This window comes from Calothrix sp. NIES-2100 (assembly GCF_963875285.1).
Classification (GTDB): Bacteria; Cyanobacteriota; Cyanobacteriia; order Cyanobacteriales; family Nostocaceae; genus Aulosira.
In genome coordinates this window covers 4761209-4778019 of record NZ_CAWNLA010000001.1, presented here as the reverse complement: position 1 = coordinate 4778019, position 16811 = coordinate 4761209, and the positions used below count along the sequence as shown (strand labels likewise).

The following is a 16811-nucleotide window of genomic DNA, read 5'->3' as shown; positions in this document are numbered from 1 at the left end:
AGTAGCTGACAATATATATTTTTGGTATTTGTGGGTGTTTAGATTTTGAAAGAGCTGTGAAATCCAAAACTAAATATCCAAGATGCAACCTATATTATAAAAATTGACGCCTGTAGATTTTTTTCACAAGCACATATTACCAGAATTATGAGCGATCGCTGCTATCTAAGTCAGGCTGATCGTCATCGAAAATCAATTCGGTACATGCTTTTGAAAATTACAGGCGTCAAAGTGCTTTTTGAAGACTAATTTAGAATAGTCCCAAAGTCAAAGATTTATCTAATGGTAAGGCAGCACCAATACCTAACCACAGAGTTACCAGCGTCCCAAACAGGAATACTGTAGTTGCAACGGGACGGCGGAAGGGGTTTTGGAACTTGTTGACACTCTCGATAAAGGGAACGAGGATCAGTCCCAGTGGTACTGAAGCCATCGCTAAAACTCCTAGGAGTTTGTTAGGAAGCGATCGCAAAATTTGGAATACAGGGTACAAGTACCACTCTGGTAAAATTTCCAATGGTGTGGCAAAAGGATTCGCTGGTTCACCGTTCATGGCTGGATCTAGCACTGCTAGCGCCACAATACAAGCGAACGATCCCATGATCACGATGGGAAATACGTACAGTAGGTCATTAGGCCAAGCTGGTTCACCATAGTAGTTATGGCCCATACCTTTAGCCAGTTTGGCTCTGAGAATAGGATCGCTGAGATCGGGTTTTTTCTGTGTTGACATTTTTAAATATGCTCTCCTGCTTAAGTTGAATTAAAGCATTTGTGACAGCCATCAGCCATCAGGCAAAACCTACCTGCGGACAGAAATGCTGTACACGCAGGCGGGTTTCTTCAGCTTTCAGGTTAAGATATCAAGTTTTCGTTGTTCTCATTGTTCATCAGTTTAAAACAAACAACTCGATCTTGAAACTGATTGCTGTTGCCTTTTATAGCTCAGGCGGAAATTACAAAGGACCAGAAATGCCTTGTTTGCGGATCATCAGGAAGTGGAACAGCATGAAAACCGCAATCAACCAGGGCAGAACAAAGGTGTGGGCGCTGTAGTAGCGGGTTAGGGTTGCTTGACCAACACTAGAACCACCACGCAGCAAGTCAGAAATTAGAACCCCAACCACGGGAATTGCTTCTGGAACACCGCTAACGATTTTCACAGCCCAGTAGCCTACTTGATCCCAAGGTAGTGAGTAACCTGTCACGCCAAAAGAAACAGTGATTACAGCTAGGATGACACCACTTACCCAAGTCAATTCGCGGGGCTTTTTGAAACCACCTGTGAGGTATACGCGAAAGACGTGCAAAATCATCATCAACACCATCATGCTGGCAGACCAGCGGTGAATGGAGCGAATCAACCAGCCGAAGTTTACTTCTGTCATGATGTACTGCACTGAGGAGAAAGCTTCAGTAACAGTCGGCTTGTAGTAGAACGTCATGGCAAATCCAGTCGCAAACTGGATGAGAAAGCAAACCAGGGTAATGCCACCCAAGCAGTAGAAAATATTGACGTGGGGAGGAACGTACTTGCTAGTAACATCTTCAGCGAGTGCTTGAATCTCCAAGCGCTCCTCAAACCAGTCGTAAACGTTCGCCATACAATCTCAAGTTCCTAAAAATCAGTTGCGGTTGATAAATCTCCCAATTAGCAATTTTGGGATTTTAGTAAAGAGGAGTTTGGTCTTTCCCCACCCTGCGATGCTGAGGGTGGATGAGGTTGCCGGAATACGTTAAGGATTCAGAGTGATCAGACTTTTAATAAACTTAACACTCTGTAAACATGTTATGTATTGCGTTTTTTGGACAACCCAACAATCCGAATAGTCGTCACATAGTAGATCTTATCGTGTGTTGGGTGGGATGCAAGCTAATCAGCTGACCTAACAACTTGATTAAGAGCTATGCACCACTTCTATAAAAAAAGTAACATAATCGAGAGATAGATTTCATCAAAAACAAAGCAACTGGGCAGTTCTAGGCAATTTGGGTGAAGGTGGAATTCAACATGGGCTTGTTCATCAACAAAAAAGTTTTTCGGCTGGGATTTTCATTGCTAATAGCAGTTGGCTTGGCACTGGGTATACTCATCCAGCCAGCAGCAGCTTTGACCGAGGATCAAAAATTATTATCAGAAGTATGGCGAATTGTCAATCGAACTTATCTAGATGACACATTTAATCATCAAAACTGGGCGACGGTGCGGCAAAAGGCTCTGGAGAAGCCATTGAAAAACCACCAAGCGGCTTATGCCGCAATTCAGGATATGCTCAAAAGCTTGGATGACCCTTTTACCCGCTTTTTAGATCCAGAACAATACCGCAGTTTACAGGTAAATACATCTGGAGAATTGACAGGGGTGGGTTTGCAAATTGCTTTAGACCCCCAGACTGGTAAGTTAGAAGTGGTAGCACCGATCGCAGGTTCACCAGCAGACAAAGCCGGAATTAGACCACGCGATCGCATTATTAAAATTGAAGGTGTCTCCACCGAAAATCTCACCCTAGATGAAGCGGCGGCGAAAATGCGGGGGCCTATTGGCAGTTTGGTGACGCTGTTAATCGAACGGGATGGCGAGGGAGAAACAGAAAAAAGAGTGATGCGCGATCGCATTGCTTTAAACCCCGTAGTTTCCGAATTGCGCATGACTCCCCAAAGTACACCTGTTGGCTACCTCCGCCTGAATCAGTTTAATGCCAATGCCTCAATGGAGGTAGCACACGCCATTAATGATTTAGAAAACAAAGGTGCTGCCGCCTACATTCTGGATTTGCGTAATAATCCTGGTGGGCTATTGCAAGCCGGTATCGAAATTGCCCGCCTGTGGTTAGACTCGGGAACCATAGTTTACACCGTCAATCGCCAGGGAATTCAAGGCAGTTTTGAGGCATTTGGCCCCGCACTCACAAAAGATCCGTTAGTTATTTTAGTCAATCAAGGAACTGCCAGTGCCAGTGAAATTCTCGCCGGCGCACTCCAAGATAACGGTCGTGCCCAACTAGTAGGCGAAACCACCTTTGGCAAAGGCTTAATTCAGTCCTTGTTTGAATTATCAGATGGTTCCGGCTTGGCAGTCACAATTGCTAAGTATGAAACCCCACAACACCGAGATATCAACAAACTAGGTATCAAACCAGACAAAGTTATTCCCCAAGAGGCAATTACCCGTGACCAGATTGGTACCCAAGCAGATCAACAATATCAAGCAGCTGTGGAATTGTTGACGAAAAACTCGGTATTGGTAGGGCTAGGGGCTAGGGGTTAGGGGTAGCCCTGTCAAGGTGACTTGAAAAATCTGTTTTTTCTCTGCGCCCTCTGTCTTGAAAAGTTTCCTACGCCGGGGAACCCGGCTTCGAGGAACTTTTCGCTGCGTCCTCTGCGGTTCAAAAGTATTTTATTGAACCACAGAGGCACAGAGTAAACAGCGAAAAGTCTGATCGCCGGAAGCCGGCGCTCAGAACTTTTCAAGACAGAGATAAGAGGTTACAGAGGAATTGATTGCGAGAGAATTTTTATCCACAGCAGAGTAATGACTGAACTGAAGATAACGAGCCTGAGAGACTATCGGGGGAGGATTGGGACTGGCGAACGGAAACTAGGGATTGGTCAGCCGCAGCGTCAGAGCTTGCTTGCTTTTCTCTCGCTAGAATCAAGGACAAGGATTTAATCGAAATTATCGACACTAAGCGGGGCTTACTTAGATATATTTGTATATTTAGGGACAAAAAACAATGACAGAAGCACAATTAACAGCTACTCAGATCCCCGTAAATGACATCGTAGGTATGCTTACAGCTATCGGTAACAAAGATTATGCTCAGTTTCAAGAGCTAGAGCAAGCTTTTGTTTCCCAACATGGGGAGGAGGTTTGGGACCAAGTTTTTAACTTTCGCGTCCTACCCGCGCTAGACAAGCCTGCTAATCAATGGCTATTAATGCAGTGGATGAGTCACGGTATCAACAGCATCAAAACAGTGGCTTAGGTCAACAGTCAACAGTCAACCGTCAACCGTCAACGGTCAACAGCCCCTCATCCCGATTCTTCAAATTGAGACAGAAGTTGGTAAGCTTGAGCGATCGCACCTTTGCCTCTCAAGAAACCTGTATTTGCACCAGGACAAAGGTATTGCAGAGTTTCTGGTGTAAAGCGTTCTAAGAGGTACTGAAGACTTTTGATTTGTCGCGGCCAGTGAAAGGTTTTGGCTGTGCGTAATGGTACTGGTTCGCCCTGGAGATTGGGTACTAAGTGGCGACCAGAAAACAACACTCCCCCCAAGTGATTATAATATAGGCAAGATGAGCCAGGAGAATGTCCTGGTGTCCAAATTATTTGGGTTGCTGAATCTAAGGTGAGTTCAGAGCCGAAGGTAGTAACAGTTAATCCGGGTAATAAATAAGCTTCTTGCTCTTGAATGACAACCTCGCAACCCAAGGCTGGCTGAATTTCGGCTGTTTTACCAATAGCACCGCGATGAGTGATAAATAGCCAGCGCACACCGCCATGCGATCGCAAAAAATCTAAATTTGTCTCTTCTAAAGCAGGGCAATCAATCAGGATATTGCTTTCATTTCTTACAATAAAATAAGAGGTTCCGCCTAATGTGTCCCGATTTGGTGGAAAAGCATAAATGCTATTAAGCGCGAAGTCCGAGCGCCGGCTTCCGGCGATCGGAACTTCGTAAGAGAGCACAGCCCGTGGTGGCTTAACTGTATGACTTGGCTGTTGGGGTAAGGGGCACATAAGCAAAAACCGAAACTGAGGAGTTGTAATCAATCTGGTTACAGAGTTAAACTTCTTCAGCACCGAAGCTGGAGAGTTAACAACTGCTGTTAACCTTAGTGGAAAAAATTGGGGTTTTTATAGTCTGGCTAGTAGTGAAAGCTGTGGTGCTAACCCTACTAGTAGGACATCGTTTCCAAATTACCGAAGAGCAAATGACATTTTGGTTTCTCCTGTTACTGGGACTGGCTACTTATCTAATGGTGCAGCGTGTCGTCGCTCATAGCACCCAGACACCTGTCTGGTTGTTGTGGCTGGTTTTAATGACACCAGCATTTTTGTTGAGCGCATGGACACTGAGGTATGGCACAAAAGTACAACCGCCACCAGGGCTGATCCTGTGGCCATCAATCATCTGTATTTTGTTATACTGGCTGTTATTTCAATGGGGAAGGCGATCGCCCAAAGATAAACAGACAGAACCATCCGCTATTGTAGAATCACAATCGGCTATCCATCCTACCGCAGAACCAGTGACAGTGCGTCCCATTGAACCAACGGAAGAAACCCAGCTGCGAAATTGCTTTCCCTGGTCTACATACTACATCCAAAATATTGAGTATCGACCCCAGGCGGTGATTTGTCGCGGTCAATTGCGAACTTCACCCACTCAGGCTTACCAGCAAATTAAGTCTAATATCGAAGCACAATTTGGCGATCGCTTTTTACTGATATTTCAAGAAGGAATCAATAGCAAACCGTTCTTTGTGCTTGTTCCCAATACTCAAGGCGGTAAAGCGATTAATTCTAAACCACAAGAACAGTTAACGCGACCAGCTTTAGCACTCTTGCTGTTAGTCGCTACTTTGTTAACTACTACCTGGGTGGGAACATTAATTGCTGATATCGATCCCAAAGCAATACAATCTAACCCTCAACTTTTGCTCCAAGGATTGCCTTATGCTTTAGGATTAATGACTATTTTGGGCATCCATGAACTAGGTCACTATTTGACAGCTAGATACTACAAAATTCGCTCCACTTTGCCCTATTTTATCCCCATACCTTTTTTCTTAGGAACCTTTGGGGCATTTATTCAGATGCGGAGTCCGATTCCTAACCGCAAAGCTTTATTTGATGTGAGTATCGCTGGCCCACTTGCGGGCTTTATTGTGACTTTACCTTTATTAATTTGGGGTTTAGCTCATTCTGAGATAGTTCCTCTGACCGCAAAAACTGGAATGTTAAACCCGGATGCTGTTAATCCTAAATATTCCATCTTGCTAGCAGTGCTTTCAAAATTAGCACTGGGGAATTTATTAACCGCAAAATCAGCTATTGACTTACATCCAGTCGCCATAGCCGGGTTTTTAGGATTAATTGTGACGGCATTAAATTTGATGCCGGTGGGACAATTAGACGGGGGTCATATTGTCCACGCCATCTTTGGACAAAGAACCGCGATCGCCATTGGTCAAATGGCGCGTTTGTTGCTGTTATTACTGTCTTTTATCCAGTCTGAATATTTCGTCTGGGCAATCATCTTATTACTTGTACCATTGGTTGATGAACCTGCGCTCAACGATGTCACAGAACTGGATAATAAACGCGATATTTTGGGTTTATTATCAATGGCTTTATTAGTGATCATTGTACTGCCATTACCCCAGGCGATCGCTAACCTCTTGCAGATTTAAATAGTTTAGTCCATCGCCGGATACCAACCGCTGATTACCCAACTTCTACGAGCAAAAACTATAACTAGATGATTCATTCGTAGACGCACGACTGTAGCACAAACAATTTTAGTCATACCCTCAACTTTTGTGCCATCATGATTCCCCACAAAATGCTCAGACCATTTATCTAAGCGAGGATGAAAAAGGGGTAGGGTTTATCCTCTCCTTATTTTCTTTCTTCGTGTCCTTTGCGCCTTTGCGGTACCCTACCCTGCGGGAACGACTGCGTCGAACGGGAAGCCGCTAGCCTGCGGCAACGCTCCGCGAACGCGTCTACGTTAAAAAAATATTTTTCACAACTCACATAAGATTACTATATTTAACAATTCCCTGTAGAAACGCAAAGATACAAAATATTCCTTCATATCTTTGCGCCTTTCGCTAAAAACTACATAATTCCAAATACCGACTCTACAGTAGACTTAATTGAATCTCTAGCATCCTTCAATGTTTGGGCGATGGGATGTTTTGTTTGTAAAAACACCCTAGCACAATTGCGTCCCGGCATCCCCGAAATTGAACCACCGGGATGTGTTCCCGCACCCGTTAAAAATAGATTATCAATTGGTGTTTTGTAGTTTGCTATTTCTGGTAATGGGCGGAAAAATACCATCTGATCTAGGGACATATCAACGTGGTAATAATTTCCTTTGTAAGCGCCTAATCTTTCTCCCAATTCTGCTGGACTTTCTACACGACGGGCAATTGTTGCATTTTTCACATTAGGTGAATAGGTCGCTAATTTATCAACAACTCTATCTGCAACTTGATTTTTTAATTCATCTGTCCAACCTGTACCTTTCAAACCTGTACCTTCTGCACCTGCTATTTGATAAGGGGCAAAAAATTCAATCCATACAGTATGTTTACCCGGTGGTGCTAAAGTTGGATCTAAAGCACTGGGCATGACTACATACATTGATGGGTCAGAATCAGGAATTTCTCCTAAAGTACATTTACTATGGGCTTGTTCCACATGGGCAACAGAATCGGCAATCAAAATTGAGCCAATTAGATATTCATCTTTATGCGCATGGTAGGGAAAGTGCAGTGGTTCATCCAAAGCTAAATCTATTTTGAGAATCGTTTCATTGTTGTTGACAATGCGTCTGTCTAATCGTTCCCACAAATCTGGATCGACTGCATCAATATCACTTTTATCAGTCATTTGTAAGAATAACCGTTTGGCATCAATATTAGAAATAACACCGTATTTAGCTCGATATTCTTTACCGCCACCGACCCGTACACCTACTGCTTTTTTATCATCTATCAACACCTTTTCCACATGTTGATCTGTGAGAATTACGCCACCTTTACTAGTAACTAAATTCACCAAAGCTTTGACAAGTGCGCCAGTACCACCGCGAGGTCTAGCCATACCCGGATTGTGACGCATTGCCATCATAATTGCACCAATAGCAATGGTTTTTTGTGATGGTGGTGCGCCGAGTTCTGCTGCTAATCTGGCTAGGGGTGCTTTGAGAAATTCTTCATCAAACCACTCGTTAAGTAAATCTTCAGCGCTGGTTAACATGGTGCGGATAAAGTCCAGCGTTTTGTTAGGCGAACCAATGACAGAAACTAAATCTTTGATTTTTGTAATATCGTAGTTGCCTAGGATATCTATAATTGATTTTGGTGGTGCATTAAACATCGGAATCATTGCACCTAATGCCCGTTGCCAATAGTCGGTAAATTCGGCGTATTTTTTCGCATCACGTTGATTGTAACGAGCAATTTCTGCACAAGTTTTTTCTACAGATTTATGCGCTAAAAAATATTTGCCATCAGGATGGGGACAGAAAACTACTGGATCGCATTCCAAATATTCCAAACCGTATTTTTCTAGTTCTAATTCTTCAACAACTGGCCCCAAATGAATAAATTCGTGATCAATAGCACACAAGTTAAATTTAAATCCCGGCGCTTCTTGAGGTAAACATTCTTCCGTGGTAGCTGCGCCACCAGGAACAGAACGCTTTTCTAGTAGCAGAACACTATAGCCAGCTTTCAGTAAATAAGCAGCACAAACTAGACCGTTATGTCCTGCACCAATAATTACAACATCGTATTCTTGCATATTCGGAAATTACAGATGAGTTAGTTTGATATTACAAAGAATGAAAGTAGTTTAACGCACAAATACTAAGTAAAGCTTGAGCCAATTTCCTGATATTTTACTTACTGATAGGCAGATTTTCTGGAGATGGTATTTGTTTGACATGCGCTTCTACTAAAAGGATGAGATTGTCTGATTTGACCTCTATATCTTTGAGGCTTAATTTCATATTTTCCCAGACAAAAGAAGATGATTTCAGCAATTCTTTGATCTGCGGCATTAAGGTTGTAATTAGGGGGATTGAAATTCCCTCTCCCTGAGTACAGTTGAAACTTTCCAATATCAAGGGCTGTGAATGTGTAGGTGGGCAAACCCTTGCAGTAAAACCTAACAGACGGCTTTGTCCCTTTTCTTTGATCAACACTGTGCCGCTAAATTCTATTTTAGCGCTACCTGGGAGCGATACCTGGATTTGTTGCAGCTGTAAACTGACAATTTCATCATCTACATTTAATTTCCAAATTAGTGTCTGGCTTTTAATTAAATCTGAGGAGAGGGCGGAGTTAATATCTACCTCTGTCATGACAATGCGGGCGATCGCATTTACTGGCTCATTCAGTTCTATTTGCCCAAAAATAGCACTTAAAGGATTGACAGCAATGCTATCTGTTTTGACTTTTATTTCTTGTATTCGGATATCTTTTTGCAGCACCAACCCTTTACCACTCAGGGAAACTTCTTCCACTTGTCCCTGGGCTACTTTCAACAAATCTGTTCGCACATCTACATCGATTTTTTCTACTTCATCTAGTCGGTTGGTTATGGTGTTTTCTGCTGCTTGTGATAGTATTTGCTCCTCCAAATTTTGCTGATCTGGCATGAGTTTGTATACTCCTAGTATCCGCTTACCTACTCAATTTAGTCTTTGCAGGCTCAGGATGGTATCTATAGTATGGTATATGCTATTTGGAAGATGAGAAATAATATCTATATTTTATTTAGTTGCGGGTTAATTTTTAGTAATAAAGTATTTTGTTCTGACTAATATCAAGGCTTGATATATCTATCAAATTGTAGAGATTCTGGCTAGCAATGCTTTGATGAAAGCTTAACTTTATCCAAAATTATGGCGATTTTAATTTTAATGCAATATATCAGATAGATGGTAGGGGCACAAGCGGGTAGACCTAGGGCGGGGAGACCCATTGGTGTCAACTTAAGTCAAAACGCTTATTCCACAGGCATTTTACCCCACCCCTCAATCCCCTCCCCGCTTGCGGGGAGGGGAGGTTTTGCGTCAGCAAAGCCGGGGTGGGGTGACGCGGATCTTGATGGGAAGCGAGAAAACGCAAAATCACGTCTTGGCAAGGGTTTCACGTTAAGTTGACACGTATGGGGGAGACCCCGCCCCTACGGGATGGGATGGGGTGCGATGTTTACGACAAGCCGCTTCTCTACGAGACGCTACGCGAACGCATCTACGCATTACTGATGCAATTTAATTGCAGGTTGCTGCATTAATATAACAGCCCGATGTATTAATATAACAGCCCGATGTTTTGGCATAACAGACCGACGTATTAATATAACAGCCCGATGTTATGCCATAACAAGCCGATGTATTCATATAACAGCCTGATGTTATGCCATAACAGACCGAAGTATTAATATAACAGGTCGATGTATTGGCATAACAAGCCGATGTATTAATATAACAGCCCGATGTTTTGGCATAAAAGACCGATGTCATCAAATTGCAAAGAGATGCGTAGACTCGGAGCGGCTTGTCGTTGACATCGCTAAAAACCTGCCCCTGTCGCCGAAGCGCTGCTCACTGAGCGAAGTCGAAGTGAGCAGCTCCTGCCGGGCGATGCATTACTATAACAGCGGGATGCGATCGCGTTACGTGTTTCCCACAAAGCATTAAGTGATGGATTTGATTGTAAATTTAGACTAAGGTCGATAGCGATCGCATTTCCACAAATTGTAAAATTTTTTGGGAAAAAATGCCTGTAAGCAATAATTAGAGCTTTGCCCATCGATGGAGGAAAGGTGAGATGCGCGATCGTACATTTAAGCCTAAGAAAGCAGGGACATCAAGTTTTTCTAATTCGTCCCTTGTCTCACCACATACTCCGACATTGGCAAACGCAGTCCGGGGTTTTGGTTTACCAACAAATAATGTCATCCAAACACAAACCGCAGAATCAATTAATCAGCAACAAGCGCCGTCTGCTGATGAGCAATCCTTGTTATCACCAGCCATTGAGCAACGGTCTTTTGCTTACGATTTTAGTCGCATACCGCTGCATCGTCCCCAAGCAAAGCTGACAATGGGAGAACCAGGAGACAAGTATGAGCAGGAAGCAGATTGGATGGCAAATCAGGTGATGCGGATGGTTGTGCCAGATAAATTGAACACTGCTAGTGTACAGCCTGGACAAGATTCCTTACAGTGCAAAAGCCCTCAACCTGAACAAGACATTAAAGATATCCCAGAAAGAATTGGGAACGGATTTGTGACAAAGGAGCAGCCGTTCATTCAACGTGAAGAAGCTCCTCAGAACACAGAAATATCACAGGAGATCGAACCGCAAGAGGAAGAGCTACCGCATGTTGCTGGTTCTCTTTTGAGTCCACTTTACAATGGTCCACTCACCGTTAAAATCATTGACATATTTGTTTTGCTTCAAAGCCCAGTGTTTTTTGCAACTGGTTCTGTGCTGCTGGATAGCCGTAAAACAGCAGCAGATGAGTATGAGATTGGCTTTGTGCAAAACCTGGTTAATTACGAGAACTTTAAGACCACGCATCGTGATAAGAATGGTAAGATTCACATTAAAGAGAGGTTTTATCATCAAGTTCCAATGCGCGATGGTGAACCGGAGATAGAACCGTGGTATGGACCAGAAACTGTTCAGTCAGTAAATGCCGAGAATGGGGCAACCCGGATGCAAGATAGGCCACAGGTTTGGCCCATAGTTCTGCAGACTTCCAGTGGTAGACAGTTAGTCTCAACTAGCGGTAGCGATTGGTATTGTTCTTGGCTGACGCTGCGGCACAAAGCTTCTAATAAGTTGCAATTTTTGGGATGGGTCTTGTGGCACGTTAACTATGACTGTACATTCAATGTAACGGAGGGATCATGGCAGGCAAATGGAGGAGGAAAAATAGAAGGTCAAGGAAAGGGACAGGGTCCATTTACACCACTTATCAACGGTCCAGTTGTGAATGAGGGAAGCGACTGGACCGTTGATGAATGAAGCAAAAATAAAATTTTGGGAAAAAGCGCGATCACTGTTTTGGTTTTTGGGGAAGCAGGATTGCACTACGAGCTATTGCGATCGCTCATCGTTTGAGTTGAGATGCAATCGCGGTTGAAAAGGCAGGAGGGCGATCGCTGTCATTGTCGAGAGATGCGTAGTTTACCACACTTCGGCAAGGCTCAGTGACCACCGCAGCCATCGCAGTTCTTGTATAGGCGAGATTGTCGCCATCGTCATCTGCTCACCCAATCTTGAGCCATAATGTGAAAAATGGTTCTCATTGCGATTCTATGGATGTTCCCGAAACAATCAGTACCCAAGTGACCTTACCGCTCGACCTATATCAAGCGATCGCTCAACGAGCGCAGGGACACGGAAATTCTGTGAATAGTGAGATTGTCGCACTGCTGATTTCCTTATTAGAAGATTCTGCTGAACTCGCTCAAGAATTTGCCGATTGGGAAGCCGCAAGCGATCAAGATTGGCTGAATCTGGAAGCAGCACTGGCATCTCAGGAGAATTAGATGGCAAAAGGAGACATTCTCCTGGTGAGTCTACCAGCTTCGGATAAGCGAGAAGAAAAGGGTAACCGCCCAGCAATTGCAGTGCAAACTGATATTGCAAATTCTCCCATGCTGATGATCGTTCCAGTTACGTCCTCATTAGGTGCGTTGCGGTTCTCGTTTACCGTAAAAATTGAGCCATCAGAGCAAAATGGTTTGACCTTGCCCTCAGTCGCAATGGTTTTCCAAATGCGGGCAATTGATCGACAGCGAATCATTCGCAAGATTGGTGAACTGGAATCAGAATACCTGGCAAAGGTCGATGCAGAAATTTGGCGAATGTTGAAACCTTCAGAAATCGAGGAATCATGAGGTGCGATCGTCCGTTTGAGTGAGTATGTTTCTAGTACATAAATGCTACAAAACTAGTAAGCGATCGCTCATCGTTTAAGTTGAGGCGCGTAGTTTACCGCCGCAGGCATCGCTATTTGCTCTCAAATACTTTTTAACTATTCTCACCCCACATATAACAAAGGCACAGTATTACTGTGCCCATGCGTAGACGCGAAGCGGCTTGTCGTAGACATCGCCTGCTATAATCGCAAAATATTAGATGCTGGTTGACTCTAACGCCCGCGATCGCAGCTGATGTTGTTGTTTCGCCACTATTTCAATGCTGCGATTTGGCCCTGTGACTAAACCACGGCGTTTTGGGCGAATCTCCAGATTCTCATCTACTAGCGCCAAATCCCAACTAGAGAGAATTTTTGCTAGTATAACTTTCATTTCATACTGGGCAAATGCCATGCCGATACAACGTCTTGCACCACCGCCAAAGGGTAAAAACTCGTAAGGGGAAAATTGACGTTCTAAAAAGCGTTCTGGTTTAAATTGCTGATGTTGTGGGTATAAATCTTCGCGCTGATGGGTAAGATAAATTGAACCAAGTACGACTGTACCGGGTTCTAAGTCATAACCACACAAAGATACAGGTTCTCTGACGACTCGTGGGAAAGTCAGCATTCCTACTGGATAAATCCGCAAAGATTCACAGCAAACAGCGTTGAGATATGGTGATTTAAAAACGCTACTGGGATCTGGATTTTCACCCAAACTATCTAATTCTTGTACTAGTTTTTGCCTAACTGCTGGTAATTTATGAATCCAGTACAAAGCCCATGTTAAAGCTGTGGCTGTGGTTTCATGTCCTGCTGTTAACAGCGTCATTAATTCATCACGCAATTCCTCATCCGTCATCGCTTCACCAGCTTCATCACGCGCCGCCATGAGTAAGCTGAGGATATCTGTGCGCGATGGATCGGGATTATCTCGCCGTTCTTGAATTTCTGCGTTGAGGAGTTGATGAACGCGCTCTTTGCGGCGCAGGAATCTTCCCCAAGAACTGCGGGGGCCTAAATCCATTCTCAAAGCCGGAAAATAAAGTTCAACTACCCTTAAAGGCGAGTTTTCATTTAGCATAACAGCTAAAAGTTCCTCTAATTCTTGGGCGCGTTGCCCTTCGTATAATCCAAATACAGCTTGCATAATCACCCGCATGGTAATGATTTGCATCGCTTCTCTGATATAGAAGGGTTTATCTATCTGCCATTGACTAATTACCTGTTCTGTGACATGGTTAATTACCTGCCCATAGGTGCGCATTCGATCACCGTGAAACGGCGGCATTAATAATTGGCGTTGACGGCGATGAACTTCCCCGCTGACTGTAATTACAGAATTTTTCCCTAGCATCGGTTCAAATACCGTGTTGAAATCGCTAGGCGCTTCAAATTCCTTGGTATCGCTAGTCAACATTTGCTGTAGCGCCTGGGGATTGCTGACAAACACCACTGGCGCATTCAATTGCATGGTAAAAATATCACCATAGCGTTTGGCGCAAGCTTCCATAAAAGGCATGGGTTGAAAAATCCACTGAAGCATTTGAACAAACGCTGAGTATTTAGGGCCATTGGGCAGTTTCATAGGCTTTACCTGTTGCGCTAGTTCTGTTTTGCCAATGCAGCCCACATAAGAAAATTAAATTTTTCTGAATAACTATTGAATCTGCTTATCTTTGTGTTGCGAAAGTGCAATAAACTGTTACAACCCGAAAGTTGTAAAATTTTTGTTAATTTGGACGAGCATCTACAGTTCCTCCTCATCCTTTTAAGGTATTCAGCATGACAGCAACCACCCCTAAAGCATCTTCAGCGGTTCCAAATTTTTGTGAAGGAATTCAATATTTTGGCGAAGCGTTACCAGGTTTTGAAACTCATGGTGCAACTCCGGCGATAGAATCAGACAAAGTAGCGATCGCATCTCCTACAGAACCGAATGCCGTCTATCAAACATTACTTGCTGCCGATGCATTACGTTACCTGACCCTACAAGTTACAGGTAGTAAAGCCTCTGGACACCCTGGTGGATTTGCTAGCCAAGCGGAAGCTTACGCGGCTTTGGTCATGTTAGGGTACAAAAACATTATCACCGAAGTCGGTCACCACGCCCCGGGATTTTATAGTGCGATGTTCCTCGATCGCTCTTTAGAGGATATGGGCATTTTTACAGTCCAACAATTGCGCGATCGCTTTCGTGAAAAGCATGGACTGTTAGGACATCTTTCCGGTTACATACCTGGTATTCTCGCACCAGCGGGGCCTTTGGGACAAGGGCAACACTTCGCCATGTCAGCTGCACTGCTGCATAAAGATAAGCTTTTCCCCTTCACCGTTGGCGATGGTGGACTAGGTGAACCATATATTATGAGTTCAATTGCTCACTTTAACACCGCCTACCCCCATGCCACTAACTTCTTACCAGTGCTGGTGTGGAATGGATACAGCCAAGAACATCACAGTATGGTTTCCCTGAAAACCAACGAACAGATGACAGCATACTGGCATGGTAACGGTTTTGCGGAAGTTGTTTTAGTTGATGCCAAAGAATTTGACGACCAAAACCAAGCCGGCGATTATGTTGATAGTACCGCTTTCTCCTTTGAGCAACGGCTAGCCTTCACCAAAGCTGTACTTGTGGGAGTCGATAAAGCAGCGCGTTCTGCTTTGAGTGGTAAGCTAACAGTCTTCATCATTAAACAACTTAAAGGTGCGGGAGTCCACGCCAGAGGCGCAAAATCTCACAACCTTTATCCTAAAGATACGTTAGATGCTCCTCATATTGTCAGCGCGTTAAAAGAACGTGCTTTATCTGCGTCAGCTTGGGAATTAGTCAGAACCAACGCCGAACGCGCTGGCGGTGGCCCTGCTGCGAAAACAGTGGTGACAGAATTTGAATTACCATTAGCAGACTTAGGCGAATTACCTTTAGAAGAATATGCAGTAGGTGGTGAACCCAAAGTTTCTACAACTGCGATGGGAAGATTGGTGGGAATTGTGGGTAAAAAAGACCCGAATTTCTTAGTAACTAACGCTGATGGTAACGAAGCATCAGGAATTGCCAATATTAACCAAGCATTGAAGATTATTCACCCCACAACCGACGACTTATATAATCAAGCACCAAACGGACAAGTTTACGAACCATTGAGTGAAGATGCTTGTGCTGGTTTAGCTGCTGGTTTATCATTAATGGGTGCAAGAACATTGTGGTGTTCCTACGAATCTTTTGCCATCAACGGCTTACCAATTTGGCAAACCGTAACCCAAGCAATGGCAGAATTACGCCGTCAAACTCCCTCAACAATTACATTATTTACTGCCGGCGCATTAGAGCAAGGACGCAACGGTTGGACACACCAACGTCCAGAAATTGAAGCTTATTTTGCCTCCTTAATGCGAACTGGCAATGTATTCCCATTATTCCCCTCCGATGCTAACAGTATTCAAGCTTGTTATGACTGGGCATTGCAAACAAAAAATAAGGGAATTGTCATTACAGCAAGTAAATCACCGTTACCAATTCGCACAACTTTAGAACAAACTCGTCAAGGTTTACGCGAAGGTGCAGTAGTATTGCATGAAGTTCCTGGTGATAAGCAAGTTGTGTTTGCTGTCATTGGTGATATGACATTAATGCCAGTATTTGAAGCAGCAGCTTTCTTAGAAACTGAAGGTATTAGTGCCAAGATAGTTTCTATTATTAATCCCCGCCGTTTATATCGTCCTAATGATACTGCATGGGATACTTGTTCCGAACCTGATGGTGGTTTCTTAGATGATGCCAAATTTGCCGAATTATTTGATGGCGATGCATTAATTGGTGTTACTGGTGGTGCGCCGGCAATGCTAGAACCAATTATGTTGCGGAGTAATTCTAAGCGCGATACTTTTGCTTGGAAGCGTGGGGAAACTACAGCCAGTGCTGGTGAATTGATGGCGTTTAATGGGTTGACTGCGGAGGCGTTGACGAAAAGAGCGATCGAGTTAGTGCATTAATTTTAGACTTTAATTTTTAACCGCAGATGCACGCAGATGAACGCACAGAGAAGGTGTTATCATGCGTGTATTTGCGGTTATATATTTTTTTATAATTTGTTAGTTTTAAACAACAAATATATAG

13 protein-coding genes are annotated in these 16811 nt (G+C 43.7%); 7 read left to right on the top strand and 6 right to left on the bottom strand.

Annotation, left to right across the window (positions count from 1 at the left end; all coding sequences use genetic code 11):
• Nucleotides 1–250: 250 nt before the first annotated feature.
• A complete protein-coding gene (gene petD, locus AACU32_RS19665; protein WP_045867443.1) occupies nt 251–733 on the bottom strand; it encodes a cytochrome b6-f complex subunit IV in 483 nt (160 codons plus the stop codon).
• Nucleotides 734–956: 223 nt separating this feature from the next.
• Nucleotides 957–1604 carry a cytochrome b6 gene (petB, locus tag AACU32_RS19660; RefSeq protein ID WP_096602499.1) on the bottom strand — a complete coding sequence of 216 codons (648 nt, stop codon included), beginning with the start codon at nt 1602–1604 and terminating at the stop codon, nt 957–959.
• Nucleotides 1605–2011: 407 nt separating this feature from the next.
• On the opposite strand from petB, the gene ctpA reads away from it, so the two are divergent.
• Together ctpA and AACU32_RS19650 are read left to right on the top strand one after the other, a co-directional pair.
• Entirely contained in the window at nt 2012–3268 is a 1257-nt protein-coding gene (ctpA, locus tag AACU32_RS19655) for a carboxyl-terminal processing protease CtpA (RefSeq protein WP_096602497.1), read from the top strand.
• A 466-nt stretch (nt 3269–3734) separates the two neighbouring features.
• Entirely contained in the window at nt 3735–3986 is a 252-nt protein-coding gene (locus AACU32_RS19650; protein ID WP_096602495.1) for a hypothetical protein, read from the top strand.
• A 47-nt stretch (nt 3987–4033) separates the two neighbouring features.
• On the opposite strand, the gene AACU32_RS19645 is transcribed toward AACU32_RS19650, so the two are convergent.
• Complete coding sequence (locus tag AACU32_RS19645) at nt 4034–4744, bottom strand: MBL fold metallo-hydrolase (protein WP_096602493.1); 711 nt, start codon at nt 4742–4744, stop codon at nt 4034–4036.
• A gap of 194 nt (nt 4745–4938) precedes the next feature.
• On the opposite strand from AACU32_RS19645, the gene AACU32_RS19640 reads away from it, so the two are divergent.
• Nucleotides 4939–6420, top strand: a complete 1482-nt coding sequence (locus tag AACU32_RS19640) for a site-2 protease family protein (protein WP_096608081.1) — start codon at nt 4939–4941, stop codon at nt 6418–6420.
• Between the two features lie 430 nt (nt 6421–6850).
• Here the strand turns inward: AACU32_RS19640 and crtO are convergent, their stop codons facing one another.
• Both crtO and AACU32_RS19630 read right to left on the bottom strand, forming a co-directional pair.
• Nucleotides 6851–8545 carry a beta-carotene ketolase CrtO gene (crtO, locus tag AACU32_RS19635; protein WP_096602491.1) on the bottom strand — a complete coding sequence of 565 codons (1695 nt, stop codon included), beginning with the start codon at nt 8543–8545 and terminating at the stop codon, nt 6851–6853.
• A 97-nt stretch (nt 8546–8642) separates the two neighbouring features.
• Complete coding sequence (locus AACU32_RS19630; protein ID WP_096602489.1) at nt 8643–9404, bottom strand: LmeA family phospholipid-binding protein; 762 nt, start codon at nt 9402–9404, stop codon at nt 8643–8645.
• Between the two features lie 1177 nt (nt 9405–10581).
• Between AACU32_RS19630 and AACU32_RS19625 the strand changes: the two genes are divergently transcribed.
• The 3 genes from AACU32_RS19625 to AACU32_RS19615 all read left to right on the top strand — a co-directional run bounded on the left by AACU32_RS19625 (nt 10582) and on the right by AACU32_RS19615 (nt 12665).
• Nucleotides 10582–11787 carry a hypothetical protein gene (locus AACU32_RS19625; protein WP_096602485.1) on the top strand — a complete coding sequence of 402 codons (1206 nt, stop codon included), beginning with the start codon at nt 10582–10584 and terminating at the stop codon, nt 11785–11787.
• Between the two features lie 293 nt (nt 11788–12080).
• The gene (locus AACU32_RS19620) at nt 12081–12314 is read left to right on the top strand and encodes an Arc family DNA-binding protein (RefSeq protein ID WP_096602483.1); all 234 of its coding nucleotides are present in this window, start codon (nt 12081–12083) and stop codon (nt 12312–12314) included.
• Entirely contained in the window at nt 12315–12665 is a 351-nt protein-coding gene (locus tag AACU32_RS19615) for a type II toxin-antitoxin system PemK/MazF family toxin (RefSeq protein ID WP_096602481.1), read from the top strand.
• A gap of 237 nt (nt 12666–12902) precedes the next feature.
• Here the strand turns inward: AACU32_RS19615 and AACU32_RS19610 are convergent, their stop codons facing one another.
• A complete protein-coding gene (locus AACU32_RS19610) occupies nt 12903–14276 on the bottom strand; it encodes a cytochrome P450 (RefSeq protein WP_096608080.1) in 1374 nt (457 codons plus the stop codon).
• A gap of 197 nt (nt 14277–14473) precedes the next feature.
• On the opposite strand from AACU32_RS19610, the gene AACU32_RS19605 reads away from it, so the two are divergent.
• The gene (locus tag AACU32_RS19605; RefSeq protein ID WP_096602479.1) at nt 14474–16687 is read left to right on the top strand and encodes a hypothetical protein; all 2214 of its coding nucleotides are present in this window, start codon (nt 14474–14476) and stop codon (nt 16685–16687) included.
• The last annotated feature ends 124 nt before the right edge of the window (nt 16688–16811 follow it).